The 23,014-nt window shown below is 61.1% G+C and carries 20 protein-coding genes; 8 read left to right on the top strand and 12 right to left on the bottom strand.

Translation table 11 applies throughout. From position 1 onward, the window contains the following. The first annotated feature begins 45 nt into the window (after window positions 1-45). On the top strand, window positions 46-765 hold the full coding sequence (locus DTA24_RS21220; RefSeq protein WP_048330783.1) for a phosphodiester glycosidase family protein: 720 nt from the start codon (window positions 46-48) through the stop codon (window positions 763-765). A gap of 779 nt (window positions 766-1,544) precedes the next feature. On the opposite strand, the gene DTA24_RS21225 is transcribed toward DTA24_RS21220, so the two are convergent. Genes DTA24_RS21225 through DTA24_RS21235 form a run of 3 tightly spaced genes read right to left on the bottom strand, consistent with a single transcriptional unit; the run spans window position 1,545 to window position 8,507 of the window. Then, window positions 1,545-4,637: an efflux RND transporter permease subunit gene (locus DTA24_RS21225; RefSeq protein WP_032734927.1), complete on the bottom strand. Its 3,093-nt coding sequence runs from the start codon at window positions 4,635-4,637 to the stop codon at window positions 1,545-1,547. A 13-nt stretch (window positions 4,638-4,650) separates the two neighbouring features. After that, window positions 4,651-5,730, bottom strand: coding sequence for an efflux RND transporter periplasmic adaptor subunit (locus DTA24_RS21230; protein WP_012968752.1), 1,080 nt, complete (start codon window positions 5,728-5,730; stop codon window positions 4,651-4,653). Window positions 5,731-5,783: 53 nt separating this feature from the next. Then, entirely contained in the window at window positions 5,784-8,507 is a 2,724-nt protein-coding gene (locus DTA24_RS21235; protein ID WP_164481349.1) for a cation-transporting P-type ATPase, read from the bottom strand. Window positions 8,508-9,008: 501 nt separating this feature from the next. Here DTA24_RS21235 and DTA24_RS21245 point away from each other — a divergent pair. After that, window positions 9,009-9,257 carry a DUF1158 domain-containing protein gene (locus DTA24_RS21245; RefSeq protein WP_008805539.1) on the top strand — a complete coding sequence of 83 codons (249 nt, stop codon included), beginning with the start codon at window positions 9,009-9,011 and terminating at the stop codon, window positions 9,255-9,257. Between the two features lie 16 nt (window positions 9,258-9,273). Here the strand turns inward: DTA24_RS21245 and DTA24_RS21250 are convergent, their stop codons facing one another. Together DTA24_RS21250 and DTA24_RS21255 are read right to left on the bottom strand one after the other, a co-directional pair. After that, window positions 9,274-9,615, bottom strand: coding sequence for a RamA family antibiotic efflux transcriptional regulator (locus DTA24_RS21250; RefSeq protein ID WP_002893035.1), 342 nt, complete (start codon window positions 9,613-9,615; stop codon window positions 9,274-9,276). A gap of 30 nt (window positions 9,616-9,645) precedes the next feature. After that, entirely contained in the window at window positions 9,646-10,761 is a 1,116-nt protein-coding gene (locus tag DTA24_RS21255) for an MBL fold metallo-hydrolase (RefSeq protein ID WP_162493283.1), read from the bottom strand. 179 nt (window positions 10,762-10,940) lie between these two features. Between DTA24_RS21255 and DTA24_RS21260 the strand changes: the two genes are divergently transcribed. The 3 genes from DTA24_RS21260 to nfsB all read left to right on the top strand — a co-directional run bounded on the left by DTA24_RS21260 (window position 10,941) and on the right by nfsB (window position 12,663). Continuing rightward, window positions 10,941-11,522, top strand: a complete 582-nt coding sequence (locus DTA24_RS21260) for a TetR/AcrR family transcriptional regulator (protein ID WP_012968754.1) — start codon at window positions 10,941-10,943, stop codon at window positions 11,520-11,522. Further along, complete coding sequence (locus tag DTA24_RS21265; protein WP_008805536.1) at window positions 11,522-11,890, top strand: MmcQ/YjbR family DNA-binding protein; 369 nt, start codon at window positions 11,522-11,524, stop codon at window positions 11,888-11,890. The genes DTA24_RS21260 and DTA24_RS21265 overlap by 1 nt, the downstream gene beginning before the upstream one ends. Window positions 11,891-12,009: 119 nt before the next feature. Then, window positions 12,010-12,663, top strand: a complete 654-nt coding sequence (gene nfsB, locus DTA24_RS21270; protein ID WP_012968755.1) for an oxygen-insensitive NAD(P)H nitroreductase — start codon at window positions 12,010-12,012, stop codon at window positions 12,661-12,663. Window positions 12,664-13,098: 435 nt separating this feature from the next. Here the strand turns inward: nfsB and DTA24_RS21275 are convergent, their stop codons facing one another. From DTA24_RS21275 to DTA24_RS21295, 4 genes are all read right to left on the bottom strand, one after another. Next, complete coding sequence (locus tag DTA24_RS21275; protein WP_012542525.1) at window positions 13,099-13,386, bottom strand: helix-turn-helix domain-containing protein; 288 nt, start codon at window positions 13,384-13,386, stop codon at window positions 13,099-13,101. Further along, window positions 13,379-13,696 (bottom strand): type II toxin-antitoxin system RelE/ParE family toxin, encoded by a 318-nt coding sequence (locus DTA24_RS21280; protein ID WP_012968756.1) that lies wholly within the window; start codon window positions 13,694-13,696, stop codon window positions 13,379-13,381. The genes DTA24_RS21275 and DTA24_RS21280 overlap by 8 nt, the downstream gene beginning before the upstream one ends. Window positions 13,697-13,880: 184 nt before the next feature. Next, window positions 13,881-14,924: a DUF2157 domain-containing protein gene (locus tag DTA24_RS21285; protein WP_016160437.1), complete on the bottom strand. Its 1,044-nt coding sequence runs from the start codon at window positions 14,922-14,924 to the stop codon at window positions 13,881-13,883. Window positions 14,925-15,453: 529 nt separating this feature from the next. Further along, window positions 15,454-16,320: a helix-turn-helix transcriptional regulator gene (locus DTA24_RS21295; RefSeq protein WP_008805530.1), complete on the bottom strand. Its 867-nt coding sequence runs from the start codon at window positions 16,318-16,320 to the stop codon at window positions 15,454-15,456. A 108-nt stretch (window positions 16,321-16,428) separates the two neighbouring features. On the opposite strand from DTA24_RS21295, the gene DTA24_RS21300 reads away from it, so the two are divergent. Together DTA24_RS21300 and DTA24_RS21305 are read left to right on the top strand one after the other, a co-directional pair. Further along, on the top strand, window positions 16,429-17,856 hold the full coding sequence (locus DTA24_RS21300; protein WP_123837057.1) for an MFS transporter: 1,428 nt from the start codon (window positions 16,429-16,431) through the stop codon (window positions 17,854-17,856). A gap of 70 nt (window positions 17,857-17,926) precedes the next feature. Then, window positions 17,927-19,171: a mechanosensitive ion channel family protein gene (locus DTA24_RS21305; protein WP_004202471.1), complete on the top strand. Its 1,245-nt coding sequence runs from the start codon at window positions 17,927-17,929 to the stop codon at window positions 19,169-19,171. A 2-nt stretch (window positions 19,172-19,173) separates the two neighbouring features. Here the strand turns inward: DTA24_RS21305 and DTA24_RS21310 are convergent, their stop codons facing one another. Then, window positions 19,174-20,154 carry a LacI family DNA-binding transcriptional regulator gene (locus DTA24_RS21310; protein ID WP_039102937.1) on the bottom strand — a complete coding sequence of 327 codons (981 nt, stop codon included), beginning with the start codon at window positions 20,152-20,154 and terminating at the stop codon, window positions 19,174-19,176. A gap of 232 nt (window positions 20,155-20,386) precedes the next feature. On the opposite strand from DTA24_RS21310, the gene DTA24_RS21315 reads away from it, so the two are divergent. Next, a complete protein-coding gene (locus DTA24_RS21315; protein WP_004183289.1) occupies window positions 20,387-20,803 on the top strand; it encodes an Exc2 family lipoprotein in 417 nt (138 codons plus the stop codon). A gap of 19 nt (window positions 20,804-20,822) precedes the next feature. Here DTA24_RS21315 and DTA24_RS21320 read toward each other — a convergent pair whose 3' ends face one another. Both DTA24_RS21320 and DTA24_RS21325 read right to left on the bottom strand, forming a co-directional pair. After that, on the bottom strand, window positions 20,823-21,974 hold the full coding sequence (locus DTA24_RS21320; RefSeq protein ID WP_012542529.1) for a Gfo/Idh/MocA family protein: 1,152 nt from the start codon (window positions 21,972-21,974) through the stop codon (window positions 20,823-20,825). A gap of 1 nt (window position 21,975) precedes the next feature. After that, a complete protein-coding gene (locus DTA24_RS21325) occupies window positions 21,976-22,998 on the bottom strand; it encodes a sugar phosphate isomerase/epimerase family protein (RefSeq protein ID WP_123837058.1) in 1,023 nt (340 codons plus the stop codon). Between the last annotated feature and the right edge of the window lie 16 nt (window positions 22,999-23,014).

The raw sequence follows: 23,014 nt of genomic DNA on the forward strand, positions 1-23,014 counted from the left end.
CAGCGAGGCGGGTATACTCGGCGCAGACCATAGAAAGGACTGCCCATGTTATTACGTTGCCTGCTCCCCCTGGCGCTGCTGCCCCTGGCCGCCGTCGCCAGCGCCGCCTGTACCCTCACCGACCCGACGCTGACCCTGCAGAGCTATCGGGTGGATGCGCAGAACGAGCGCATTGCGATGTACTGGCAGGATCGGCACGGCAAAGCCTGGGGTTCCCTGCGTTCGCTGCTGGCGGGTATTGATGGCGATGGCCGGGTGCAGATGGCGATGAACGGCGGCATTTACGATAAAGCCTACGCGCCGCTGGGGCTGTATATCGAAGACGGCAAACGGCTGACGCCGGTAAACCGTTCCGCCGGCGGCGGGAACTTCTTTATCCGCCCCGGCGGCGTGTTCCTGGTGGCGAACGGCCGGGCGAAAATCGTGCCGCTGCCGGCATACAAGCCCTCTCCCGCCATCCGCTATGCGGTGCAGTCCGGCCCGATGCTGATTGAGAATGGCGTCATCAACTGGCGGCTGAAGCCCTCCGCCAGTTCGCGCAAGCTGCGTAACGGGGTGGGTATCGATAAGCAGGGCCGGGTGGTGTTTATGCTCAGCGATCGCGAGACCAACTTCTATGATTTTGCCTGCTATGCGCAGTCAAAGCTCGGGGTGCGGCAGATGCTCTATCTCGACGGCACCCTGTCGAAGATGTACCGCAAAGGCGGCAGCGTGCCGTGGCAGTATCATCCGTTCGTGACCATGATAACGGTGGAGAGGAAGTAGCGGGCGCCCGGCACAAAAGCGGCGCCGTGCCCGCCGTCCTTACCCGTTCACCAGCGAAGGACTACCCTTTTCTGCCAAACGCAACGTGAACGGAAAATTCCCCCTCACCCTAACCCTCTCCCACAGGGAGGGGGGACCGCCCGGCAGTCGTTGCAGCCCCGGTATACACAGCGGGGCCACGGAGAAAGGCACATACAATTTTTAACGGATATATTCTGATCGCTATGGTTTGGCCTCTGAAAACTACGGGCGTGCAGCGGGGCCGATTCCCGCTGAAATCGGCGAACCGGAGGTCGGCAGACAAGGGCTGGCCGCCACGGAGGGCGGCCAGAGGCGATTCGAGACACGACGTCGAGTTGAGCCGACCGCAGGCGGACGACCGGGAGGTGAGCGTAGTGCGCAGCACCGATTTCTCTGCGGGGCCGGGGGGATTGTAAAGGGGGAGACGGTTTTCTCCCCCTTTACCCGTTCACCAGCGAAGGACTACCCTTTTCTGCCAAACGCAACGTGAACGGAAAATTCCCCCTCACCCTAACCCTCTCCCACAGGGAGAGGGGACCGCCCGGCAGACGCTGTTGCTACGGCAGATAAGGCCAAACGCAACGTGAACGCAAAACCCACCCTCACCCTAACCCTCTCCCACAGGGAGAGGGGACCGCCCGGCAGACGCTGTTGCTCCGGCAGATAAGGCCAAACGCGACGTGAACGGAAAATCCCCCTCACCCTAACCCTCTCCCACAGGGAGAGGGGATCGACAGGCAGACGCTGTGGCGCAACGCTTACCCCCGCCGATGCGCCCACTCACGCATACGCTGAAACAGCACATACAGCGACGGGATAAACAGGATGCCAATCATCGTCGCCACCAGCATCCCGCTGAATACCGTGGTGCCGATGATCCGCCGGCTCTGCGCCCCGGCGCCGGTGGCGAGCATCATCGGCATGATGCCGATAATAAACGACACCGCGGTCATCATCACCGCGCGGAAGCGGCGGGTGGCCCCCTCGCGCGCGGCGTCAACTATCGACAGCCCCTCCTCGCGCCGGCTGCGGGCGAATTCAACAATCAGAATCGCATTCTTCGCCGCCAGGGCAATCAGCAGCACCAGCCCTATCTGAACATACACATCGTTGGCATAGCCCGCGGTCCACAGCCAGAGCAGCGCTCCGCCGATGGCGAACAGCACCGAGAGCATGACGCTCGCCGGCAGCGTCCAGCTCTCATACTGCGCCACCAGGAACAGCCACGCCATCGCCACCGCCGCCAGCACGATCCACACTGCCTGATTGCCGGTCTGCTGCTCCTGCCAGGAGATCCCGCTCCAGGCATAGTCATATCCCGGCGGCAGATGGGCCTGCAAAATCTGCTCCATGGCCGCCATCGCCGTGCGGCTGCTGACCCCCTCGGCCGCTGAACCGCTCACTGAAACGGACGGGAACTGATTGTACTGCTGAATAAACGGCGCCCCCACCGTCGGCGTAATGGTGACCAGATTGCTCAGCCGCACCCGCTCGCCGTCGCGGCTGCGGACGTACAGCTCGCTAATCTGCTCTGCCCGCTCGCGCCACTGCATCTCATTTTGCATCACCACATGATAGACACGATTGTTACGGCTGAAATCGCCGGCGCGCGTGCCGCCGAACGCCGTCTGCAGGCTGCTGAAAATCTGCGCCACCGGCACATCCAGCAGCGCCGCCCGATCGCGGTCGACCGTCAGGGTCAGCTGCGGCACGTTGCTGCTCCAGGTGGTAAACACCCGGCTCAGTTGAGGATGCTGGTTCGCCAGCTGGAGGATCTGCCGCGTCACCTGCTCCAGCTCCGCCGACGACTGACCGGCCTGCGCCAGGATGCGCAGATCAAACCCCGAGGCATTGCCCAGGCCCGGCAGGGTCGGCGGCGCGAAGGTCATGATCGTCGCCTCGGGTAGCGACAGCAGCTGGCGCTGAATATCTGCCATCACCGCATCCAGCGGCGGCCGCTGGTGCCAGTCCTTGAGCATCACCGAGATAAACCCGCCGTTAGAGGCGCTGGTGCCGTTGAGAATGTTGAAGCCGGACACCTGAATCACATCCTCCACCGCCGGGTTAGCCATCAGCAGATTGCGCGCCTGGGCCATCACCGCTTCGGTACGCTCCAGCGACGCCGCCTCCGGCAGCTGCACGCTGGCAAACAGGTAACCCTGATCTTCCTGCGGCAGGAAGCCTTTCGGCATCGAGGTGAAGCTGAACGCCACCAGCGCGCCTGCCGCCACCGTCGCCGCCAGCGCCAGCCAGGGACGGCGGTTCATCCAGCCCACCAGCCGGCCATAGCCGTCGCGGGTGCCGTCGAGAAGACGGTTAAACACCCGCCACACCGCCGCTGGCCGGGCAGGACGCGGGCGCAGCAGCAGTGCGCAGAGAGCCGGCGTCAGGGTTAGCGCCACCAGGCTCGACAGGGCCACCGCGGTGGAGAGCGTCACGGCAAACTGCCGGTACAGCTCGCCGACGATCCCCGGGAGCAGCGCCACCGGCACAAATACCGCCAGCAGCACCAGGGTCGTGGCGATCACCGGCCCGGCGATCTGCTGCAGCGCCTGGGCGGTGGCCTGCAGGCGATCCAGCCCTTCCGCCATTTTGGTTTCCACATTCTCCACCACCACAATGGCGTCATCCACCACCATCGTCAGGGCGAGAATGATCGCGAACAGGCTGAGGGTGTTGGCGCTGTAGCCCAGGAGATAGAGCACCGCAAAGGTGCCGATCAGTGACACCGGGATCGCCAGCACTACGATCAGCGTCGCTCGCCAGCTCTGCAGGAACAGCGACACCACCACGACCACTGCCAGCAGGGTCAGCGCCAGCGAGACGCCGATCTCTTTGATCGTCGCCGCCACAAAGCGAGTGGTATCGAACTTCACCTCCCAGGTGAGATCCGCCGGAAAGCGAGTGTGCAGGCGGTTAAGCTCCGCACGCACTGCGCTGGCGACCTGCAGGGCATTGGCGGTGGGCGTCGGGTAGATCCCCAGATAGGCCGACGCTTTACCGTTCAGCTGCGCGCCGGAGCTGTAGCTGCGGGCACCCAGCTCAATGGTCGCCACGTCAGCGAGGCGAACCAGCTGCCCCTGCGCGCCGCGGCGGAGGATAATCTCGCCAAAGCTGGCCGCCTCGTTCAGACGCCCCAGCCCGTTGATGGTCAGCGTCTGCTGCTGGCCGTTGAATACTGGCGGGGTGCCCACCTGCCCCGCCGCGCCCTGCACATTCTGCTCGCGCAGCGCCTGGGCAACGTCATCCGTGGTGATGTTGAGCGCATTCATGCGGTCCGGACGCAGCCAGATGCGCATACTGTAATCCCGGGCGCCAAACATCTGCACCTCGCCGACGCCGGGCAGGCGGGCCAGCGCCTCGCGCACCTGGGTGCTGGCGTAGTTACTGACAAACAGCGGCGACAGCGTGCCCAGCGGCGAGTAGAGGCTCACCCCCATCAGCAGGTTGCTGGCGCGCTTGCGGACCTGGACGCCATTCTGCTGCACCTCCGCCGGGAGCTGCGCCAGCGCCTGCGCCACCCGGTTTTGCACGTCGATCGCCGCCAGGTCGGCATCGGTGCCCGCCGCGAAGGTAATGCTCAGGCGGTACGTTCCCTCATCCGAGCTGGTGGACTCCATATACAGCATATGATCGACGCCGTTGAGCTGGGTCTCCAGCGGGGCGGCGATGGCTTCCGCCACATCTGACGCGCTGGCGCCCGGCCAGCTGGCGCTGACGTTCACCACCGGCGGGGTGATCGCCGGGTACTGCTCCACCGGGATCAGCTTCAGCGACACCGCGCCGACAAAGGTCAGCAGCAGCGCGATCACCATGGCAAATCGCGGACGACGGATAAAAAAGGTCAGCATCCCTTCTCCTTACTTACTTCAGCACCTGTACCGCGGCGCCTTCGCGTAAACGCTGCGCGCCGTCGGTGATCACCTGCTCGCCCGCCTGCAGCCCTTTCTCAACCGCAAACTGCTGCCCCTGCTGCCCCGCGAGGGTCAGACGACGCTGCCCGGCGGTGTGGTCCGGCTTCAGCACCCAGCTGAAAAAGCCTTGCGGATCCTGCTGCACGGCGGCGGCCGGGATCATCACCCGTGACTGCAGCTCCTGCGGACGGAACAGGATTGTTACGCTGCCGCCCGGCAGCAGACGGTGCTGCGGATTGGCGAACTCCGCCCGCACCGCCACGCTGCCGGTGCGGGCGTCAATCCGGTTATCGATGGAGGTCAACACCCCATCGCGCCGTTTGCCATCCACGTCAATCTGCGCCAGCCACGCCTGCTTCAGGGCGTGGATGTCGGCATGCTGGCCGGATTTGCTGAAAAATGCGGCTTCGTCGAGAGCGAACGACACCCGCACCGGATCCAGCTGCACGATGTCCACCAGCACGCCGCTGGATGGGTTAATCAGCGTCCCGACGTGAAAGGCGCTGTGGCCCACGCGACCGGTCACCGGCGCCGCAATCCGGGTGTAGCTGAGCACAATCTGCTGGGCCTCGACGCGGGCTTTCGCCTGCTGCACGGCGGCGGCGGCGACGTCGCGCTGCATCCGGGCCGTGTCGACGTCGTTGCGGCTGATGGAGTGGTTGTTAATGAGCCGCTCGTAGCGAGTGAGCAGTTGCTGCGACTGACGTAATGAGGCTTCGGCGCTTTTCAGCTCGGCCTGCGCCAGGGCCAGGGCCGCGCGGGGCTGCGCGTCGTCGAGGGTAAACAGCAGGTCGCCCTCGGTAACATACTGGCCATCCTGGAAGTGGCGCTGAACTATCACCCCTTCGGTGCGCGCGCGAATGTCGACGGCGCGGATCGCCTCGACCCGCCCGGGGATCGCGCGTTCTTCAGCATGAGGCGCCAGTTCGACCGTGGCGACGCGGACCGGCACCGCCGGCGCGGCGGTCGCCGTCAGGGCGCCGCCGGCCAGACCGCAGGCCAGCAGAGCAAAGCGGAAGGTTTTAATCATAGGGGGATCCTTGCGAAAGTAACGCGCGCCTGCAGCGAGGCGCGCGAGATCAATCAAGCCGTTTTGCGGAACCGGCGCGTCAGGCGCTTCTCAACTTCCACCACCAGGAACATGGCGACGCCGATGACCAGGGTGATAAACCAGTAGCGCAGCGGCAGCGCTTCCGTACCAAACATGCTCTGCATCAGCGGGACATAGATAATGACCAGTTGCATCAGCAGCAGGACACCGGTCACCAGCCAGATGCCTTTGTTGCGCAGCAGACCCATGCTCAGGGAGAAGCTGTCGCTGCTGCGGCAGTTGATCATGTAGACCCACTGCGCCGTCACCAGCATCTGCAGCAGCACGGTGCGGATAAACTCCGGACTGTGGCCGCGCGGCGCCAGCCAGGCCTCAAGGATAAAGGCGGCAATAGCAATCATAGACCCGACAAAAGCCACTCGCCACACGGCGAAGCCATCCATCACGTGCTGGCCGGTTTTACGCGGCGGGCGGTTCATCACGTTGCGCTCTGCGGCTTCAAAGGCAAGGCCGAAGGAGAGCGTCGCCGACGTCGCCATGTTCATCCACAGGATCAGCACCGGGGTTAGCGGAATAATGTTCCCCGCCAGCAGGGCGATGATGATCAGCAGCCCCTGCGCCAGGTTGGTCGGCATGATGAAGAGGATGGTCTTCTTCAGGTTGTCATAGACCCGACGGCCCTCTTTTACCGAGCTGGCGATGGTCGCGAAGTTATCATCGGTCAACACCATGTCAGCCGCCTCTTTGGTGACTTCGGTACCTTTGATACCCATGGCGATACCCACGTCGGCCTGGCGCAGCGCCGGCGCGTCGTTGACGCCGTCTCCGGTCATGCCGACCACTTCGCCGTTATCCTGCAGGGCTTTCACCAGGCGCAGCTTATGCTCCGGGCTGGTACGGGCAAAGATGTCGTACTCCACCGCCGCCTTCGCCAGCGCCGCATCGTCCATGTGCTCCAGCTGGTAGCCGGTCATGGCCTGGCTGCTGTTGGTGATCCCCAGCATCTGGCCGATGCTCATCGCCGTCTGCGGGTGGTCGCCAGTGATCATCTTCACGCGGATCCCGGCGGTCTGGCAGGCGTGGATGGCGTCAATGGCTTCCGGACGCGGGGGATCCATCATCCCGGCGATGCCGAGGAAAATCAGCCCCTCCTGCAGGTCCTCATGGTTGAGGGTGGTGGCATCAAGGCTGGCAGGCTTACAGGCCGCCGCCACCATGCGCAGTCCCTGACGGGCGAAGCGCGCTATCTCCTCTTCCCAGTACTGCGCCTCGAACGGCACCGCGCCCTGGCGGCTCATCTGCTCGCGGCACATGGCGAAGATAACGTCCGGCGCACCGGTGATCAGCACCCGGGCCTCGCCATCAATGTGCTGCAGGGTCGACATATATTTGTACTGTGAGTCAAAGGGGATCTTGGCCACCAGACGGGCCTCCACCGCCGGGAGCTGCGCTTTCGCCGCCAGCACCTTCAGCGCCCCTTCGGTCGGCCCGCCGGTGATCCCCCACAGACCGCGCTCATCCTGGGTAAGCTGGCTGTCGTTACACAGGTCGATGGTGCGCAGCCAGGTCTCCAGCACGGTGCCGGGCTGAACCTGCACGGGCTCGTCGCTCCCCTCAAGGAAGATCCGTCCCTGCGGCTCATAGCTGTCGCCTTCCACCCGGTAGCAGCAGTCTGCCGTGATGATCGCTTTGACGGTCATTTCGTTCATCGTCAGAGTGCCGGTTTTATCCGAACAGACCACGGTCATGGCGCCGAGAGTTTCCACGGTCGGCAGCTTACGAATAATCGCCCGCTTGCGCGCCATCGTCTGCACGCCCAGCGACAGAATAATCGAGATGATCGCCGGCAGCCCCTCCGGTACCGCGGCCACCGCCAGGCTAATCAGCGACAGCAGCAGCTCGCCCATCGGGATATCCCGCAGCGCGAGGCTAAAGATAAACAGCGCCACCATCATGGCGAGGATAATGACAAAAATCGCTTTGCCGAGCTTATCCATCTGCACCAGCAGCGGGGTACGGTGCTTCTCAATGCCCGCCATCATCTGGTTGATATGGCCGAGTTCGGTCTCCGCGCCGGTGGCGGTCACCACGCCGATGCCGCCGCCAGCGCTGACGGTGGTGCCGGAGAAGACCATGTTCACCCGGTCGCCCAGCGGCAGGTCGCCCTCCAGCGCGTCGGTGATTTTATCCACCACCGTCGACTCGCCGGTGAGGATCGCCTCTTCCACCCGCAGGTTGTGGGTTTCAATCAGGCGCATATCCGCTGGTACGCGGTCGCCGGCGCGCAGGATAACGATGTCCCCTGGAACCAGGTCGCGCGTCGGGATAGTCTCATGTTTGCCGTTACGCTGGACGCGGGCATCGCTGGAGAGCATGTTGCGGATCCCCTGCAGGGATTTTTCGGCGTTGCTCTCCTGGATATGACCGATCAGGGCGTTAATCACCGTCACGCCGAGGATCACCAGGGTATCGACCCAGTGCCCCATAATGGCGGTCAGCGCCGCGGCAGCCAGCAGCACGTAAATCAGTACGTCGTTAAAGTGGGCGAGAAAGCGCAGCCAGCCCGGTTTACCCTTCTTTTCCGGCAGGGCATTCGGACCAAAGGTATTCAGGCGCTCGGCGGCGTCTGCGGAATTTAACCCAGCGGCCTGGCTTTTTGTCTGCGCCAGCACTGCGTCAACGGTCTGCTGCCAGACCTGCCGTGGCGCGGTGTCGCCCGAGGGCGTCGTAAACTTTGGGTTATTCATCTTGGTCAAATTACATTTTCCTTATAAATTCCGTGAATCGGAAAGCCTGAAATCATTCCTGGCCAATGAAGTAAAACGTGGCTAAAAAGCCGGTAAAAATGTGATCCAATATCCGCCTAAATTTTTCGCAAAATACAAAATGTGTGATAAGTTAATTCACAAGATAAATATTACAGAATATTAATAAACCAAAACTAAACGAGGTTAAATATGTTTGGAATCTACCGAGGACGCCGTCTGGTGCTGTACATCCTGCTGGCCATCATTGTTGCCACGCTGGTGGGATATAGCACTTATAGTTTTGTAAAAGCGCTGGCATAATAATGACGTTAATTTACATCCGGCTGCAATTAACTTAATTACAAATTATTTCAGATTAATTAACATGAGAGCGAATGGCAGGCAATAATATTTAAAATAGCCGTGTTATAGAGAGTAAAAAAACAAAGCATATTGCGTTAAGCATTATTTTACCGGACAATATGTTTTTTAACTGATGATTAACATGACATGAAACATCCGCTGGAAACGCTTCTCTCCGCCGCCGGGATCTTACTGCTGGCCCTGCTCTCCTGTCTGCTGTTGCCCGCGCCTTCGCTGGGCCTGACGCTGGCGCAAAAGCTGGTTGAGACATTCCATATGATGGATCTCAACCAGCTCTATACGGTGTTGTTTTGTCTGTGGTTCTTAGCGCTGGGCACCCTTGAATTTCTGGTGCTGCGCTGGGTGTGGCGTCGCTGGTTTTCCCTCGAACGGTAAACCAGGAGAGCGCGCCTCAGTGGGCGCGGCTGTGGTTTTCTTTGCGGTAGGCGCCCGGCGGCTGGTTGAAGGTCCGGGTGAAGACGCGGGTAAAGGTCTGTTGCGAATCGAAGCCATACTTCAGGCAGATATCGTAGACCCGCTGATCGGTGTCGCGCAGATCGCGGGCGGCCAGCAGCAGCTTCCTTTCACGAATATAGCGCCCAAGGCTCTCTCCCTTGTACTGTAAAAACAGCCGTTGCAGATGCCATTTCGAATACCCGGCATGGCGAGCGATATCATCAATACGCAGCGGTTGATGCAGGTTGTCATCAATCCACTCGACGATAGTGTCAATCACCTGAGCGGAAATCGTCATATGCTCTCTCCTCTGAAACTGCACTGGCGCTTAGCGCCACCAGGCGTTAAATGATTGCGTCTTATCGGCGACCCACAGCGGCTCGCCCTGCATAGGCGTCAGCAGACGCCAGGCCCTTCCTTCGCTGGCAGCCGCCAGCCGTTGATACGGTTCATCCCAGCTGTGTTTCGCCAGAACAAACCGTCCTGCATGCCCAGGCAGCACCGCGCGGGCGCGCAGGTCGTCGGCAGCCTGAGCCGTTTCATCCGGCATCATGTGAATATATTTCCAGTCCTGGTCATACTGCCCGTTCTCCATGATCGCCAGATCAACCGGACCAAATTCATCACCAATCGCTTTGAAGTGCGGCCCATAGCCGCTGTCGCCGCTGTAATAAATTTTTTGCTGCGGGGTGACGAACAGAAAACTGGCCCACAGCGTCTGGTTACGCTTCAGTCCACGGCCGGAAAAGTGCCGCGCCGGCAGAACGTGAACGGTGAATTCATCGCTGACCGGGATCGCCTGCTGCCAGTCCGCTTCGGTAATCAGCGCCCCGTCCATCCCCCAGTAGCGCAGATGCGACCCGACGCCCAGCGGCGTAATGACCCGCTTAATTTTCGGCAGCAAGGCGCGGATGGTGGCGTAATCCAGATGGTCGTAGTGATCGTGGGAGATGATCAGCAGATCGATGTCTGGCATCCCTTCCGCCCGCCACGGATAGTCGCCGGGAAAGGCTTTATTGATAAAGGAGAACGGCGCCGCGTAATCGCTGAACACCGGATCGATCAGGATACGTTTTCCTGCCAGCTGCAGGTACCAGGAGGAGTGGCCGAGCCAGACCATCACATCCTGCCCCAGGGGCAGCGTCGCCAGGTCGGTCTTCACCAGCGGCAGCGGCTGAGCGGGACGGGCGTTTTCCCGTTTGGTCATCAGGAAATCCCACCACGCCGCCAGCATATTTTTCTGCCCGGTGAACCCTGGCGTGGGCAATTGGTTATGGAACTGGCCGTCCCGGTAGTGGGGAGACGCTTCCACCTGGCTAAGCTGTGCCCCCTGCGGCGCCTTACCAAAACCGGCATTGAGGACAAACGGCAATGTCGTTGCTGCTGCGAGTAACATGATGGCGACCACGCTAAAAGTGACACGGTTCATATCCTGACCAGACAAAAGCCCCCATCCCGGAGGCTTTGTGATATAACTTGATTATGAGTGAGTACGCACTCATTATTAGGAAAGTGATGAAAGTCGTCAAGACGATTTTCAATTTTTGCGTTCCGCCGTTGCAGCGACCTGGTCAGACGTGCAAAGATCGGCGGTTTGTTTAAACCTGCGTGAGGAAAAAAGTAGTGGCTCGTCCAAAGAGTGAAGATAAAAAGCAAGCGTTACTGGAAGCTGCCACCGCGGCTTTCGCCCAGTCCGGCATCGCCGCCTCGACGTCGGCCATCGCCCGCAGCGCTGGGGTGGCCGAGGGGACGCTGTTTCGCTATTTCGCCACCAAGGATGAGTTGCTCAACGAGCTGTACCTCGCGATTAAGCTGCGCCTGGTGCGCACAATGATCGCCGGGCTGGATCCGCACGAAAAGCGCCCGAAAGAGAATGCGCGTAATATCTGGAACAGCTATATCGACTGGGGGGTACGCAACCCGATGGAGCACAAGGCGATCCGCCGGATGGCGCTTAGCGAGCGCATCACCGACGAAACCCGTCGCCAGGTAAAAGAGAGCTTCCCGGAGCTCAACGAAATGTGCCAGCTGTCGGTGAAAGAGATTTTTCTCAGCGAGGCGTACCGCGCCTTTGGCGATGCCCTGTTTCTGTCGCTGGCGGAGACCACCATCGAATTCGCTAGCCACGATCCGCAGCGCGCCCGGGAGATTATCGCCCTCGGCTTTGAAGCCATGTGGAACGCCCTGCATGAGGCGGACGCCTAATGACCCCCGAGATGCTGCATCCCTGCGCTCATCGTATCGCCCTGACCTACCCGTTTACCGAGCACTGCTGGCCTTTTGGGCCAGAGTACGACGTGTTTAAGGTCGATGGCCGTATCTTTATGATCACCATGACCATTCGCGGCCGGGCGCTGGTCAACCTGAAGGCTGAGCCGCAGAAGTCGCTGCTGAATCAGGAAATTTATCGCAGTATCGAACCGGGCTACCATATGAACAAGAAACACTGGATCACGGTGGTGCCGGGAGAGGATATCAGCGAGGATCTGCTGGCCGAGCTGATTGACGATTCGTGGCATCAGGTGGTGAACAAGCTGAGTAAAAAGGCCCAGCAGCGCCTGCGTCCGCGCTGATTTTCAGCCAAATGCGATAAGTGTTATCGCATTTTTCACCCTTATCATTTGGCGATCTTCGCTGTACTCTTCCTCTCCTTAACGCACCGGTAAGGTGCTGTAAACTGTGAGGAAGAGTTATGGATATCGTATCGGTCGCTTTAAAGCGCTATTCCACCAAGGCCTTTGACGCCACGAAAAAGCTGACTGCCAGCGAAGCCGAACAGCTGAAAACGCTGCTGCAGTACAGCCCGTCTAGCACCAACTCCCAGCCGTGGCACTTTATCGTCGCCAGCACCGATGAAGGGAAAGCTCGCGTAGCCAAAGCCGCCAGCGGCACCTACGTGTTCAACGAACGCAAAATTCTCGACGCCTCGCACGTGGTGGTGTTCTGCGCGAAAACCGCGATGGACGACGCCTGGCTGCAGCGTGTGGTGGATCAGGAAGAGGCCGATGGCCGTTTCGCCACCCCGGACGCAAAAGCCGCTAACCACAAGGGTCGTACCTTCTTTGCCGATATGCACCGCAAAGAGCTGAAAGATGACGATCAGTGGATGGCGAAGCAGGTGTATCTCAACGTCGGCAATTTCCTGCTGGGCGTGGCGGCGATGGGCCTCGACGCCGTGCCGATCGAAGGGATTGATTTTGCGATCCTCGATGAGGAATTTGACCTGAAAGCCCAGGGCTACACCAGCCTGGTGGTGGTCCCGGTTGGCCACCATAGCGTGGAAGATTTCAACGCCACCCTGCCGAAGTCGCGTCTGCCGCAGTCGACGACCATTACCGAGATTTAATCTCTCCACCAGGCGCCTTTCACCGGGCGCCTCTGGTGCTGCTTGTTATTGCCGGGTGGCGGCTACGCCTGACCCGGCCTACATAACAATGTATATCATATAGTTACCTCTCACCGTAGGCCCGCGCAAGCGCAGCGCCGCCGGGCAGCGGGTGCGGAGCGGCTTTTATGCCGGGCGGCGGCTCACGCCTTGCCCGGCCTGGGGTTCGTGCGACCTGTTGGTGATTTACCCACTTGCGCGACTGAAACTGCCGGTTTCTCCCTCTCCCTGTGGGAGAGGGCCGGGGTGAGGGCGGCAGAGCGCACCCATTCACTGTTCCCCGGAACCGTAGCCCGATGCGCCGTTGTTTTGTCGGGTGGCGCTTCGCTTACCCGACCTACGGTCCGTGCGGCCTGTCGTTAATTTGAGCCGGTAAGTGAATCGCCACCGAGGGCGTTAGTAAAGTAAAATTTGTGGGTGCTTTATTCCACAGGCTAACGCGTATCGCGTTAAGGTATCCAGACTGGCGCGGGTGATATTGGCTTCCATTCTGGAGACCGTCGGCGCACTCACCCCCATCCTCTGCGCCACCTGGGCTCGGGTCAGCCCCGCCTGCTCGCGCCATTGCGCCAGCATAGTACGTAATCGCTGTTGACGTTCTTGCGCATCGAATGCAGCCTGAACCTCAGGCTGGCTAAGCAGTTCTGTTTTTAACGTATCCCAGTCAATGATCTTTTTACTCATTGCGCATCTCCTCTAATCGCTTCAGCGCCAGGCGAATTTCCGATGACGGGGTTTTTTGCGTTTTCTTGATAAAAACCCGTAGCAGAAAGAGCGTCTTGCCTTGCTGAAAAACGTAGATCCCTCGCCCCTGTACCGAACCTAACGCACGAATTTCAAATAGCCCCTGCCCCAGCGGTTTACTGTCAGGTTCTCTCAGCGCGGTGGGATTTTGGCGTAACTTGTCTATTTGCCGGATCATCTTCGCCTGGACAATGGGCGGAAGCGCCTGCAATTCCTTTTTAACGTCCACATGCACAACCAATCTGAACATCAGACTCCCTTCTTCTGGAGGTTAGCATAGAAGACAAATTGCCTTAAAGGCTAATTTTTGAGATGCCCGGCAAGCCTATGCTCATTTGCAGCCAATCGCAGAAAAATGTGCTGAAACTGGAATTAGGGACGAAAAAAGGCCGCGACTGAGCGCGGCCTGAGGGGTTAGCGTTCTCAACGCGAGCTTATTTTTTCTCCACCTGCCCTTCGCCGGCGTGCCAGATGCGCTCGGCATAGCGGCCAATCACCGCCAGCGAGACGGCAAGGATCAGGAAAAACAGCACTTTGTGCATCCCGTTCCAGAAAAACTCAAAGAAACGGGTATAGAGATTGATCGCCAGGAAGGTTAGTCCGAAGCCGCGCAGCATTCCGTCATCGGTTTTCAGGCTGATAAAAATGCAGACGCCGGCCGCTACGGCAAACAGCAGCCCCCACGGCAAGAGTCGCGCCTGGCTCACCTGGTACCAGCTGTCTGCGTCGTAATTGCCGAAAATCGACAGGATCCACAGCGCAATAAACAGGTACGTGAGGCCCATCGCCTTGCTGACGGTAAACAGCTGCCGCTGGCGAAGCAGGGATTGCGCGCCGTAGCAGAGCGCCAGCAGCGCGCCGCCGAACAGGACGAAGCGAATCGGGTAGTTCATGCCCAGCCAGTAGGCGCCCCACCCCGAGACGTAGCCGGTTTCCGCGCCGAACCAGTTGCCCAGCGCCAGCAGAAAAAAGAGCCACACCAGCCCGGAGCGGGCAATATAGCCGATGGCGCCGTAAATCACGCATCCGGCCAGAAACAGCGGTGCGATATGGCCGCTGCCGTTATCCAGCCGTTCGCCAAGCTGCCATAGCGACACGGCGGTAAAGACGACGCCCAGAAACAAAATCGCCTCGGTGCTGTAGTGCCACTGCCTCTCCCGCCGCTGGCGGCGAAAACCCCAGCCGTAGCAGGCGACCGCCAGCAGCGCAGGCAGCAGGATCCGCGTCAGCGCCGAGTGGCTGAACAGGCTCAGCAGCCACGCCACCAGCTCGCTGTCGGCAAACAGGCTGCCCAGAGCAATCAGCACGCAGGCCAGCGCGGTCCAGAAGGCGTAGCGGCTCAGGCGCCGCCAGTCGAAGGGGGAGACGCGCAGCGTGTGCGCCAGCCGCTGACTGTCCGACGGGGTTAACTCCCCGCTGGCCTGCCAGGCGTTCAGCGCGCGCTGAATAATGCGCTGCTCTTTTCGGGTTACGTTCATAGGCATTCCTTGAGACTGATGACAAACCTGTTTTCGCTAATGTGCTCGCCTTTCTGCCGGGTGGCGGCGTACGCCTTACCCGGCCTACAAACCCAAATCACCGCGGGTCCTGGGGCTGCTGAAACTGCCGATGCTGGCGGCCTCAACATCGCTGAGACGTTCCCGGCAGGCCGGGGCAGCCCGCATGGATGCGGGCTGAGGGCCGTGTTTTGCACGGACGCTGCCTCGGCCCGACCCGAAGCCTGCAGGGATAAGTCGAAGGCACCACGCAGTGGCGATGTTGCTGGCCGGAGCCCGGGGGTACAGGGGGCGGCGGCGACTGGCCGCCCCCTGTGCGCTCCCTGCGCCATGAGTGACATAACGCAGAAGGCGTATCGGGAGCGCAATGTGTGCTGAAGTCGTAGATCACATACAGGACTTCCCGACAGTGCTTTCCCTACCCCTCTCCCGGAGGGTAAGGGAACCGTCCAGCAGCGCCGGCCGGGAATACCCGAAGATGGCACATTGCCAGCCATCTGATTCCTTGTGATTAATGTTGGTCCAGCCACGCCAGCGCCTGCTCGCCCGCCTCGTCCATCGGCAGATAGACCAGCAGGCGCGAACCGTTGCGCGGCGCCGAATACCAGTACATCTGCTGCAGACTGAATCGCCCGAGCTGCGGGTGGTTAAAATGTTTAATCTGGTTTTCCACACCGCGCACCTCGTAACGCTGATGCCACAGCGCTTCAAACTCCGACGAGGCGGCGAAAAAGCGCGCCAGCTTGTTTTCCCACGCCGGATCGCCACGGTGCTCGGCCATCGCGGCGCGGAAATAGGAGACGAAGGTCGGCAGCACATCGCGATTTTCGATCCGGCTGCGCCAGGTCTCATGGGTCAGATAGAGATAAATACAGTTGCGATCTTCTTCCGGGAGGGTGGCGAAATCGATGCCCATCAGGCGGCAGAAGCTGTCGTTCCAGGCCACAATATCAAAGTTCGGTTTCTGAATGCTGGCCGGCTGCGGCATCAGGCTGTCCAGCATCCGGCGGGTGCCGGGGCTGATGCCTTCGCACACCGTCACCTGGGTGGCTTCCGGCGGGGTCAGCCCGGCCAGTACGAACAGGTGCCGGGTCTCCAGCGGACTGCACTGCAGGGCATTCGCGACCCCCACCAGCACCGCCTCCGACGGATTCACCTCCCGCCCCTGCTCCAGCCAGGTGTACCAGGTGACGCCGACGTCGGCGAGCATCGCCACCTCTTCCCGACGCAGGCCCGGCGTGCGCCGGCGGCCCACGCGGGGCAACCCCAGGCGCTGCGGATCGAGGCTTTCGCGGCGGGCGCGCAAAAATGCCCCCAGCTGTTTGCGTCGATCGTCCGGCACGGCGATCGTCAACTCCCGTTGCGGCATCGTGGTCATCACCCCTCCAGCATAGTAGTGCCAGTACCAGTATAGACAGGAACTGGTACCCGTTTAATTTATCGGTAATGCTACGTCGGTCTGCTGAATGACGCAATGGAGAATCCCATGAATACGTCTGCTGTTTCACCCGGCCGCGCCGGTCTGTTGCTGCTGCTGGGCGGCCAGATGCTGCCGCTTATTGATACCTCGATCACCAATGTGGCGCTGGACGCCATCACCCACACCCTGGCGGCCAGCGCCACGCAGCTGGAGCTTATCGTCGCGCTCTACGGCGTCGCCTTTGCCGTCTGCCTGGCGATGGGCAGTAAGCTTGGCGATAACTATGGCCGCCGGCGCCTGTTTATGTGGGGCGTCGCCCTCTTTGGCATCGCTTCCCTGCTGTGCGGGATGGCGAACAGCATCAGCGCCCTGCTGGCGGCCCGCACCCTGCAGGGCGCCGGGGCGGCGCTGATTGTGCCGCAGATCCTCGCCACCCTGCACGTGACCCTCAAAGGCCCCGCCCACGCCCGGGCCATCAGCCTGTATGGCGGCATCGGCGGGATCGCCTTTATTGTCGGACAGATGGGCGGCGGCTGGCTGGTATCGGCGGACATCGCCGGGCTGGGCTGGCGCAACGCCTTTTTTATCAATGTGCCGATCTGCCTGCTGGTGTTGGCTCTGAGCCGCCGCTATGTGCCGGAAACCCGTCGCGAGACGCCGTCGCGTATTGACTGGCAGGGCACGCTGTACCTCGCGCTGATCCTCTGCTGCTTGCTGTTCCCGATGGCCCTCGGTCCGGAGCTGCACTGGCCGCTGTGGCTGCAGCTGATGCTGGTGGCGGTCCTGCCGCTCATGTTCGCCATGCGTCAGAGCGCCCTGCGCCAGCAGCAGCGCGGCGACCATCCCCTGCTGCCGCCGCGTCTGCTGCAGTTGACCAGCATCCGCTTCGGGATGGCCATCGCCCTGCTGTTTTTCAGCGTCTGGTCCGGCTTTATGTTCTGCATGGCGCTGACCATGCAGGAGGGGCTGGGGATGGCGCCGTGGCAGTCCGGCAATAGCTTTATCGCCCTCGGCGTGGCCTATTTTATTTCGGCGCTGTATGCCCCGCGGCTTATCGCCCGCCACAGCATGGGGCGGATCCTGTTGACCGGTCTGGCGGTGCAGATCGCCGGGCTACTGCTGCTGTGCGCCACCTTCTCCCGCTTCGGCATCGCTACCACCGCCCTGACGCTGGTCCCCGCCACGGCGCTGATCGGCTACGGTCAGGCGCTGATCGTCAACAGCTTTTACCGGATTGGCATGCGCGATATCAGCGCCAGCGACGCCGGGGCCGGGAGCGCCATCCTCAGCACCCTGCAGCAGGCGACCCTCGGTCTCGGACCGGCTATCCTTGGTTCGCTGTTCCTGGCGCTGGCCCGTCGCGGCGGCGGAAACTATCCGCAGGCGCTGATTGATTTTCTGCTGGTCGAGGTGGCCATGATGCTGTTGCTGGGGGCGATCGCGCTGTGGCTGCGCCATCATCTCAACCGACAGCCGGCGACGGTAGCGTCGTAATACCGGCGGCGGTGATTTGCATAATAGCTATCCAGCGGTCATCATACCCGCTGGATATTCAGGAGACGTTATGCAGGAATTAATATCGCAAATTGCCGCCTTAGGAATCGAAATAACCCCCACCCGCTCGCTGATGATTATCTTCGGCATTATCTTATTCACCGCCGTGGTCGTGCATCTGATATTGCACAAAGTGGTCCTGCGCGCTTTTGAAAAACGGGCGTTGGCCAGCAGCCATCTGTGGCTGCAAATCATCACGCAGAATAAACTCTTTCACCGACTGGCCTTTACCCTGCAGGGGATCATCGTCAACGTGCAGGCGGTGCTGTGGCTGCAAAAAGGCAGCGAGGCCGCGGAAATATTAACCACCGTGGCTCAGCTATGGGTGATGATATATGCCATGCTGTCCTTCTTCTCGCTGCTGGATGTGATCTTAAAGCTGGCGCAGAAATTTCCTGCCGCCTCTCAGCTGCCGCTGAAGGGGATATTCCAGGGGATTAAGCTGGTGACGGCGATTATTATCGGCATCCTGATTATTTCGCTGCTGATAGGCCAGTCACCGGCAATCCTGATTAGCGGGCTCGGCGCGATGGCCGCGGTGCTGATGCTGGTGTTTAAAGATCCGATCCTCGGTCTGGTGGCCGGTATCCAGCTCTCTGCCAACGATATGCTCAAGCTTGGCGACTGGCTGGAGATGCCGAAGTACGGCGCCGACGGCGCGGTGATCGATATCGGCCTCACCACGGTGAAGGTACGCAACTGGGACAACACCATCACCACCATTCCAACCTGGTCGCTGGTCTCCGACTCGTTTAAAAACTGGAGCGGCATGTCGGCCTCCGGCGGCCGCCGCATCAAACGCAGCCTCAACATCGACACCACCAGCATTCATTTTCTTGATGAACAGGAGCAGCAGCGCCTGATCCGGGCGAAGTTGCTTAAGCCCTATATGGATTCGCGCCACGAGGAGATTAGCGCCTGGAACCAGCAGTACGCCGGGGAACAGTCGGTTCTCAATGAGCGGCGAATGACCAATGTCGGCACCTTCCGCGCCTATCTGCAGGAGTATTTACGCCATCATCCACGTATCCGCCAGGATATGACCCTGATGGTGCGCCAGCTGGCGCCGGATGCCAACGGGTTGCCCATCGAGATCTACTGCTTCACCAACACCGTGGTGTGGGCGGAATATGAGGGGATCCAGGCGGATATTTTCGACCATGTCTTCGCCGTGGTGGAGGAGTTTGGCTTACGCATTCATCAAACGCCCACCGGCAACGACATTCGCGCGCTGGCGGGCGCCTTCTCCCGCTGACCTCAGGCGCTGGCGCGGGCTATCACGCGCCAGTCCATCATCACCCGCTCGACGGCGGCGTCGGGATCGTCGATGCGTTTCATTAACAGATCCACCGCCGTGCGGCCGATCGCCCGGGAGGGCTGTTCAACGGTGGTCAGCTGCGGGGAGACCACTTCCGCCAGCTCGGTGCCGTCGAAGCCGATCACCGCGATATCCTCCGGCACCCGCAGTCCGGCCTGGGCGATCGCCCGCAGCGCTCCGGCGGCAAGCGAGTCCGAAACGGCAAACACCGCGTCGGGCTGCTCGTCTTGCGACAGCAGCTGCTCCATCGCCCGTTTACCGGCCGCCGCGCTAAGATCCTGCGCGTAAGTCACCTGCTGATACGCCAGACCATGCACGTGCAGCACGCTTTTATAGCCGCGCTCGCGCAGACGGGCATAGCGATAGCTCAGATCGTGATTAATGAGCGCAATGCGGCGGCGGCCGCTATCGGCCAGTCGGGACACCGCCCCCTGAGCCGCCTCGACGTCGTTAATCCCGACGCAGGAGATGCTGCCGGTGTCGGCATACTCCGCGCACTGTACCCAGGGCGCATCGCCAATCATGGTGGTCAGTTCCGGCAGGCTGGAGAGCGCGTTCATGGTAATAATGCCGTCGACCATTTTGCCGGAGAGCAGCTGCAGGCCCGAGGTCGAGCGGGCCAGATCCGACCCGGAGTTACACAGCAGAATGCGGTAGCCGTTCTTCTCCGCCTCTTCTTCTATCCCTTTCACCACCTCGGCGCAAAAGGGGTTAGCGATATTGGAGACCATCACCAGGATCATATTGCTGCGGGCGGTTCGCAGCTGACGCGCCAGCAGGTTCGGCTGATAGTTGCTCTCTTTGATCGCCTGCAGCACGCGCTCACGGTTTTTGGCTTTTACCGTATCGCTGTTGTTCAGCACCCGCGACACCGTGGCCACCGAGACGCCGGCCAAACGAGCAATTTTCTGAATAGACATAAACCCTGCACTTCCTGCGATAGAGGTGGATCCTGCAGGCTATCATAAATGACCTCTGGTCAGCCTGCCAGCCTGGCGCGAAAGCGCGGGAACGCACGAGAAAACTATTAAAAATCAGGGCTTCTCTCCCACGCCGTTAACGCGCATCCTTTTGCCGTTCCACCCGGTTCGCGCTCTGGCGACAGCCCCCTGGCGCCCTATTTCTTCGTTTATGATTAAGGATGATATCTCCATGAGGCTCTCCACCGCGGTTCTCGCCCTCAGCTGTGCCCTGGCAACGATCACCGGCTGCACCTCGTCAAAATCGTCACCGGAACGCCACGCTTACGCGTTTGTCGCCCACCGCTCCGATTTTGTCGGCGGCAATTTCACCGTCAACCGCCAGGAAAATTACCGTTTAAACCTGCCGACCTTCACGGCAATGTACGCCCGCGGCCAGCAGGATAAAGCCGCTGGCATGAGTGAAAGCGACGCCCGCCGCACCGCTGAGGCCATCAAACAACAGGCGGCGCAGGGCACCCGCACCGAGCACGCCTTTACCGGCAACGCCAGCGACAAATGGGATAATGCGATGGAAAATAAAGATGCCGTCCTGTTCGGCAACGAGCTCTCCGGTGCCTATCTCGACGGCTATCTTGGGGTGAAATAATCCTGCGCCCCGCCTGCGCTCAGCGTTCGACGCTGACCCAGCGCTGCTGCTGATGGCTTTTGACGATCGCCTCGATGATGTACATCACATCGGCGCCGTCGTCGAAAGCGGCGAAGCGCCGGGCCCCGGCCTCCGGCATCTTCCCGGCGCGCACCGCCTGATAAAAATGCCCCATCATATTCTTGAAGGCATCCGGCCAGCCCTCAATATGGCCGCCGGGATAATGGGCGCTGGCGGCGGCCTCCGGCCGCAGCAGGCTCGGGTCGTCGCTGAGCAGGCGATCCGGCTGCTCGCGGTGGCCGATCCACAGTCGCTGGGGCACTTCCTGATCCCAGGCCAGAGAACAGAGGCTGCCGTTAATCTCCACCGCCAGACGGTTTTTCCGCCCGGCGCTCACCTGGGAGACCATCAAGCTGCCTTTGCTGCCATCGTCAAAACGCAACAGCACCGAGCCAAAGTCCTCAGTATCGACAGGCCGGGTTTCATATGCCTGCGCCTCGTGAACGGCGCTGAAGGTCGCTTTGCCATTGACTGGCGCTTTACGCGTCGGCCAGACAATCGACAGATCCGCCATCACCTCGACAATCCGCCGACCGGTCATAAACTGCACGGTATCGCACCAGTGGGAGCCGATGTCGGCCACCGTCCGCGACGCGCCGCCCTGCGCCGAATCGACCCGCCAGTTGTAGTCGGTCTCCAGCAGCATCCAGTCCTGTAAATAGCTGCCGTGCGCCGCGAAGATCCTGCCGACCTCGCCATGGCGGATCATCGCCGCCGCCTGCTGGACCATGGCGAACTGGCGATAGACGAAGCTGACGCCATGCACCACGCCGGCCCGGGCGGCAAGCGCCACCAGCTCCCGCGCCTCCTCCGCCGTCATACACAGCGGCTTTTCCGAGAAGACGTGCAGCCCGGCGGCGAGGATCTGCCGGTTAATCTGGGCATGCAGATGGTTCGGCGTACAGTTATGCACCACCTGCAGCCCCGGATGGGCCAGCAGCGCCTCCACGCTGTCGTAGGCATGGGCAATGTTCAGCGCCTGCGCCTTGCGCTGCGCCGCCTCAAGGCGGCTGTCGCACAGCGCCACGACCTCGACATCTCCCAGCCGCCGCAGCGCCTCCAGATGCGCCGGGCCAATAAACCCTGCCCCGATTATCGCAACCTGAATCATGTTATTCCCTCCCGCCGGCGGCAAAGTCATCGAAGGCCCGTCCGGCAACGGGAATGATATGGCGGCGGATAAACTCGCTGCCCTCGCGCGCGCCGGTCTCGGCGTCCTTCAGGCAGCACTCCCACTCCAGCACCGCCCAGCCGTCAAAATCATATTCGGTCAGCTTACTGAACACCCCTTTGAAGTCGATCTGCCCGTCGCCAGGAGAGCGGAAACGCCCGGCCCGCTGCTGCCAGGGCTGGTATCCGCCATAGACGCCATTGCGCCCGTTGCGGCGAAATTCGGCGTCCTTGACGTGAAACGCTTTAATACGCGAGTGATAGATATCGATATAAGTCAGATAGTCCATCTGCTGCAGATGCAGGTGGCTCGGGTCATAGAGCATATTGCAGCGCGGATGGTTATCCACCAGCGCGAGAAAACGCTCAAAGGTCACGCCATCGTGCAGATCTTCGCCGGGGTGGATCTCATAGCAGACATCGACGCCCTGTTCGTCGAAGTGGTCCAGCAGCGGCCGCCAGCGCCGGGCCAGTTCGGCAAAGGCCTCATCCAGAAGCGGCTGATTGTGCGGCGGCCACGGATAAAAAAAGGGCCATGCCAGCGCCCCGGAAAAGGTCGCATGCGCCTTCAGCCCCAGGCGGCCGGAGGCCACTGCCGCCTGGCGCACTTTCTCCACCGCCCAGCGCTGGCGCGCCTGCGGATCGCCATGTAGCGCGGCTGGGGCAAAGGCGTCAAACGCCGCGTCATACGCCGGATGCACCGCCACCAGTTGCCCTTCAAGATGAGTGGACAGCTCGCTGATGACCAGCCCATGCTCCGCCAGGGCGCCGCTGACCTCGTCGCAGTAGGTCTGGCTCGCCGCCGCCCGCTCGACATCAAAAATCGCCGGGTGGTTGCAGGGGATCTGCAATGCCCGGTATCCCAGGCCGGCGGCCCACTGCGCCACCCCCGCCAGCGTGTTAAACGGCGCCTGCGGGCCAATAAACTGCGCCAGAAAAATGCCCGGTCCCTTAATCGTTTTCATACCCCCTCCTGAAAAA

It is taken from the genome of Klebsiella sp. P1CD1 (assembly GCF_003790505.1).
Classification (GTDB): domain Bacteria; phylum Pseudomonadota; class Gammaproteobacteria; order Enterobacterales; family Enterobacteriaceae; genus Klebsiella; species Klebsiella variicola.

What these genes read in the sequence shown, in the direction of transcription:
- DTA24_RS21220 (WP_048330783.1), top strand. Translation starts at nt 46, where the DNA reads ATGTTATTACGTTGCCTGCTCCCCCTGGCGCTGCTGCCCCTGGCCGCC.
- DTA24_RS21225 (WP_032734927.1), bottom strand. Translation starts at nt 4,637, where the DNA reads ATGCTGACCTTTTTTATCCGTCGTCCGCGATTTGCCATGGTGATCGCG.
- DTA24_RS21230 (WP_012968752.1), bottom strand. Translation starts at nt 5,730, where the DNA reads ATGATTAAAACCTTCCGCTTTGCTCTGCTGGCCTGCGGTCTGGCCGGC.
- DTA24_RS21245 (WP_008805539.1), top strand. Translation starts at nt 9,009, where the DNA reads ATGAAACATCCGCTGGAAACGCTTCTCTCCGCCGCCGGGATCTTACTG.
- DTA24_RS21250 (WP_002893035.1), bottom strand. Translation starts at nt 9,615, where the DNA reads ATGACGATTTCCGCTCAGGTGATTGACACTATCGTCGAGTGGATTGAT.
- DTA24_RS21265 (WP_008805536.1), top strand. Translation starts at nt 11,522, where the DNA reads ATGACCCCCGAGATGCTGCATCCCTGCGCTCATCGTATCGCCCTGACC.
- nfsB (WP_012968755.1), top strand. Translation starts at nt 12,010, where the DNA reads ATGGATATCGTATCGGTCGCTTTAAAGCGCTATTCCACCAAGGCCTTT.
- DTA24_RS21275 (WP_012542525.1), bottom strand. Translation starts at nt 13,386, where the DNA reads ATGAGTAAAAAGATCATTGACTGGGATACGTTAAAAACAGAACTGCTT.
- DTA24_RS21280 (WP_012968756.1), bottom strand. Translation starts at nt 13,696, where the DNA reads ATGTTCAGATTGGTTGTGCATGTGGACGTTAAAAAGGAATTGCAGGCG.
- DTA24_RS21285 (WP_016160437.1), bottom strand. Translation starts at nt 14,924, where the DNA reads ATGAACGTAACCCGAAAAGAGCAGCGCATTATTCAGCGCGCGCTGAAC.
- DTA24_RS21295 (WP_008805530.1), bottom strand. Translation starts at nt 16,320, where the DNA reads ATGACCACGATGCCGCAACGGGAGTTGACGATCGCCGTGCCGGACGAT.
- DTA24_RS21300 (WP_123837057.1), top strand. Translation starts at nt 16,429, where the DNA reads ATGAATACGTCTGCTGTTTCACCCGGCCGCGCCGGTCTGTTGCTGCTG.
- DTA24_RS21305 (WP_004202471.1), top strand. Translation starts at nt 17,927, where the DNA reads ATGCAGGAATTAATATCGCAAATTGCCGCCTTAGGAATCGAAATAACC.
- DTA24_RS21310 (WP_039102937.1), bottom strand. Translation starts at nt 20,154, where the DNA reads ATGTCTATTCAGAAAATTGCTCGTTTGGCCGGCGTCTCGGTGGCCACG.
- DTA24_RS21315 (WP_004183289.1), top strand. Translation starts at nt 20,387, where the DNA reads ATGAGGCTCTCCACCGCGGTTCTCGCCCTCAGCTGTGCCCTGGCAACG.
- DTA24_RS21320 (WP_012542529.1), bottom strand. Translation starts at nt 21,974, where the DNA reads ATGATTCAGGTTGCGATAATCGGGGCAGGGTTTATTGGCCCGGCGCAT.
- DTA24_RS21325 (WP_123837058.1), bottom strand. Translation starts at nt 22,998, where the DNA reads ATGAAAACGATTAAGGGACCGGGCATTTTTCTGGCGCAGTTTATTGGC.